Origin of the sequence: Micrococcus sp. HSID17227 (genome assembly GCF_003989405.1) — a bacterium.
Taxonomy (GTDB): Bacteria; Actinomycetota; Actinomycetes; order Actinomycetales; family Micrococcaceae; genus Micrococcus; species Micrococcus luteus.
This window is the reverse complement of record NZ_RBLN01000222.1, coordinates 1-3,647: the sequence shown is the minus strand read 5'-3', so window position 1 is coordinate 3,647 and position 3,647 is coordinate 1. Positions and strand designations below refer to the sequence as shown.

The following is a 3,647-nucleotide window of genomic DNA, read 5'->3' as shown; positions in this document are numbered from 1 at the left end:
CCCACCGCGCGGCCGGGGCGGCCCCCACCTCGTGGGCCCGCGTCATCCGGAGGACGCCGACGTCCTCGAGCACGAGCACGCGGTGGAACTGCCCGCCCTCCTCCACGGACGCCGCGGCCCAGTCGGCTGTGCGGAGCCGGCGGGCGAGAGCGGGGTCGAGACCGGGGCGGAGGTGCCTCAGGGCGCGGTGGACCAGCTCGAGCTCGCTGGGGGCAGGCGGGGAGACCACACGACCACGCTAACGCTCCCGCCGCCCGCCCGGACTTTCGAACGTGACATCGGGGGAATGGGGACTTTCGAACGGGAGACAGGCCCTACCACACGTTCGAAAGCGGCCGGGGGAGAGGGGGCGGGCGGATACTGGGGGCATGCCCGCCACCCCGCGCACGTCCCGCTCCCCGGCCGTCCCGGCCGTCCGACCCGCCCCCGCGCTGCCCGCCCCCTCGGCGCGCACGGTGCGGTGGGAGATCGCGATCGTCCTCGGCCTCTCCCTGGGGAAGTCGGCGGTCTACGCGATCGTCCAGCTCATCGACAAGGCCACCCAGGCCCCGCTGGGGGAGCAGACCACCGTCCTCAACCCGGCCCTGGCCGACCGCTGGGCCTTCGACCTGACCTACCAGCTGCTCGGCATCGGGTTCGCGCTGGTGCCGGTGGCCCTCGTGCTGCACCTGATGCACCTGCGCGGACGGGACCCGTTCCGGGTGCTCGGCCTCGACCTGCGTCGCCCCGGCCGCGACCTGGCCTGGGGCCTGGGCCTGTTCGCGGCCATCGGGCTGGGCACGCTCGGCGTCTACGCCGCCGGCCGGGCCCTGGGGATCACGACGGCGATCGTCGGCTCGGCGCTCGGGGAGAGCTGGTACCAGGTGCCGGTCCTGCTGCTCTCCGCGCTGCGGCACGGACTGCTGGAGGAGGTCATCGTGGGCGCCTGGCTCGTCGACCGGCTCGGGTATCTGCAGCGGCTGCGCGCCGCGGGCCTGGCGCGCGATCCGGCGCCGGCCGTGCCGTCGTCGTGGGTGAGCGCCGAGGGGCTGTACCTGCCGACCCGCGCGGCCGTCGTGGTGCTCGCCCTCGCGCTGCTGCGCGGGGCGTACCACCTGTACCAGGGGATCGGGCCGGGCGTGGGCAACGCCCTGATGGGCGTGGTGTTCGCGCTCGTGTTCCTGCGGGTGCGCCGGGTGATGCCGCTGGTCATCGCGCACACGCTGCTGGACGCCGTCGGGTTCGTCGGCTACCCGCTGCTGGCGCGGGCGGGGCTGCTCGGCTGAGCGGCCCCGCCCCCGCGCTCAGAGCGTGACCTCGCCCTTCGGGGTGCGGAAGGTGACCGAGACGATGCCCGGGGTGCCGGAGGGCGCGACGTACTCGATGTTCACGTCCTGGACCTGGCCGTCCTCGTCGTCGCCGAGCCATTCGGCGAGGCGCTCGGGGGAGCCGGCGATGTTCAGGCGCTCGATGGTGGCCTGCGGCTCGGCCGCCTGCGAGGGGTGCATGTCCTCCTGACCGTCGGCCCAGCGCAGGATGAACGGCAGCTGCGGGTCCGCGAGGGTTCCCTTGACGCCGATCTGCCGCCAGGACAGCTCCCGGCCGTCCGGGAAGCGACGGTTGCCGGGGACGGCCTCACGGCCGAGGCGGCGCTCGAACCGGCCGATGTCCGTGGTGGCCACCGCCCAGCTCATCCAGCCGCCGCCCTGCTCGGTGCGGGCGCGCACGAGCTGGCCGAACGGCGCGCTGAGGGAGGCCGGGTGGTCCAGGGCCTCGACGACCTCCAGATACTGCCTGCCCGCCATGGGGAACAGGGCGTTCTGCGTGCCGAAGCGGGGGTGGACACCGCCCTTGATCCGCTCGATGCCCAGCGTCTCGGCGATGCGGGCGACCGTGGCGTCCAGGCCCTCGGGGCCGGCGGCGTAGGACACGTGGTCCATGCGACAGGTGTGCACTGCGCTGTTCCTCTCCGTTCCCGGGCTGCCCCGGGGGTTGACCTGGTGCGAGTCCAGGGGCGTCGAGCCCTTGACGGGTCGGGCGCCCCCGTGCGGAGAGCGTATCCGCGTGTGACACGCGTGACGAAATCGTGGCGGGGCGGCGGGCTACACTCGGAGGCACGGTCACGAGAGTCAGCAACAGGCCCCGGCATGCTGACCGGCAACCCTCCTTCCGCGGTGGGGTGCCCCGGGTGACGACCAGGCCGGCCCCACAACGGACGCCGGCAAGCGCGGGCCGATCCCACGGCCCCTCTCGACGGCGCCGGGTCATCACCGGCACCTCGACGACGCCGGTCCCCGGATCGGCACGTCGGCCGGCGGGCAGGGCGGACGGGTCCGGCCCCTGAACCCTTCAGGAGGGTCCGCCATGACCGACCAGCCCACCCCGACCCCTGACGCCTGGGGCTTCTCCACCGCGCAGGTCCACGCGGGCGTCGCCGTCGGCCAGCACGCCTTCGGTGCGACCGCCCTGCCGATCTTCCAGACCACCTCCTACGACTTCCCGTCCGCCCAGGTGGCCGCGGACCGGTTCGCGCTCAAGGACCTCGACCCGCTCTACACCCGCATCGGCAACCCGACGCAGGGCCCGGTGGAGGAGAAGATCGCCGCGCTCGAGGGCGGTGTGGGCGCGCTGCTGCTGGCCTCCGGTCAGGCGGCGACGACGTTCGCGATCCTCAACCTCGCCGGCGCCGGCGACCACGTGGTCGCCTCGGCCAGCCTCTACGGCGGCACGCAGAACCTGTTCAAGCACACCCTCGCCAAGGTCGGCGTCGAGACGACGTTCGTGACCGACCCGGACGACCTCGAGTCCTGGCGCGCCGCCGTCCGGCCGAACACCACGGCGTTCTTCGGCGAGACCCTCGGCAACCCGCGCGGGGACGTCCTGGACGTGCGCGCCGTCGCCGACGCCGCCCACGAGGCCGGCGTGCCGCTGATCGTGGACAACACGCTGGCCACCCCGTACCTGCTGCGGCCGATCGAGCACGGCGCCGACGTCGTCACCCACTCCGCCACGAAGTACCTCGGCGGGCACGCCGCGGCCATCGCGGGCGTGATCGTCGACGCCGGCACGTTCGACTACGCGCAGCACGCCGAGCGCTTCCCCGGCTTCAACGAGCCGGACGAGTCCTACCACGGCCTCGTCTACGCGCGGGACCTCGGGGTGGGCTCGCCGCTCGGCGCCAACCTGGCCTTCATCCTGAAGGCGCGCGTGCAGCTGCTGCGCGACTACGGCTCGGCCATCTCCCCGTTCAACGCCTTCCTGGTGAACCTCGGCCTGGAGACCCTGTCCCTGCGCATGGAGCGGCAGGTGGCCAACGCGGCCGCGGTGGCGGGCTGGCTGGAGGGTCGCGACGACGTCGAGCACGTGGTCTACGCCGGCCTGGAGTCCAGCCCGTGGCACGAGCGCGCCCAGCGCTACCTGCCGAAGGGCGCGGGCGCGTTCGTCTCCTTCGAGATCGCGGGCGGCCGCGAGGCCGGGGCCGCGTTCGTGGACGGGCTCACCCTGCACCACCACGTGGCCAACATCGGCGACGTCCGCTCGCTCGTGGTGCACCCGGCCTCGACCACCCACTCCCAGCTCGCCGACGACGAGCAGCGCGCCGCCGGCGTCACCCCCGGCCTGGTGCGGCTCTCGCTCGGCGTGGAGGACATCGAGGACATCCTCGCCGA

3 protein-coding genes, 1 pseudogene and 1 riboswitch are annotated in these 3,647 nt (G+C 74.0%); of the genes and pseudogenes, 2 read left to right on the top strand and 2 right to left on the bottom strand.

Features of this window, described 5'->3' with window-relative positions; genetic code table 11:
- A pseudogene (locus D8M29_RS09800) lies at nt 1-229 on the bottom strand (hypothetical protein); the annotation flags it as partial.
- A 139-nt stretch (nt 230-368) separates the two neighbouring features.
- On the opposite strand from D8M29_RS09800, the gene D8M29_RS09795 reads away from it, so the two are divergent.
- The gene (locus D8M29_RS09795; protein WP_127445936.1) at nt 369-1,265 is read left to right on the top strand and encodes a CPBP family intramembrane glutamic endopeptidase; all 897 of its coding nucleotides are present in this window, start codon (nt 369-371) and stop codon (nt 1,263-1,265) included.
- 18 nt (nt 1,266-1,283) lie between these two features.
- Here the strand turns inward: D8M29_RS09795 and D8M29_RS09790 are convergent, their stop codons facing one another.
- The gene (locus tag D8M29_RS09790; RefSeq protein ID WP_036317582.1) at nt 1,284-1,934 is read right to left on the bottom strand and encodes a VOC family protein; all 651 of its coding nucleotides are present in this window, start codon (nt 1,932-1,934) and stop codon (nt 1,284-1,286) included.
- Nucleotides 1,935-2,097: 163 nt separating this feature from the next.
- Nucleotides 2,098-2,213: riboswitch (SAM riboswitch) on the top strand.
- A gap of 130 nt (nt 2,214-2,343) precedes the next feature.
- Between D8M29_RS09790 and D8M29_RS09785 the strand changes: the two genes are divergently transcribed.
- Nucleotides 2,344-3,647 (top strand): O-acetylhomoserine aminocarboxypropyltransferase/cysteine synthase family protein (locus D8M29_RS09785; RefSeq protein ID WP_127445935.1); only part of this gene is annotated, 1,304 nt, incomplete at its 3' end.

What these genes read in the sequence shown, in the direction of transcription:
- D8M29_RS09795 (WP_127445936.1), top strand. Translation starts at nt 369, where the DNA reads ATGCCCGCCACCCCGCGCACGTCCCGCTCCCCGGCCGTCCCGGCCGTC.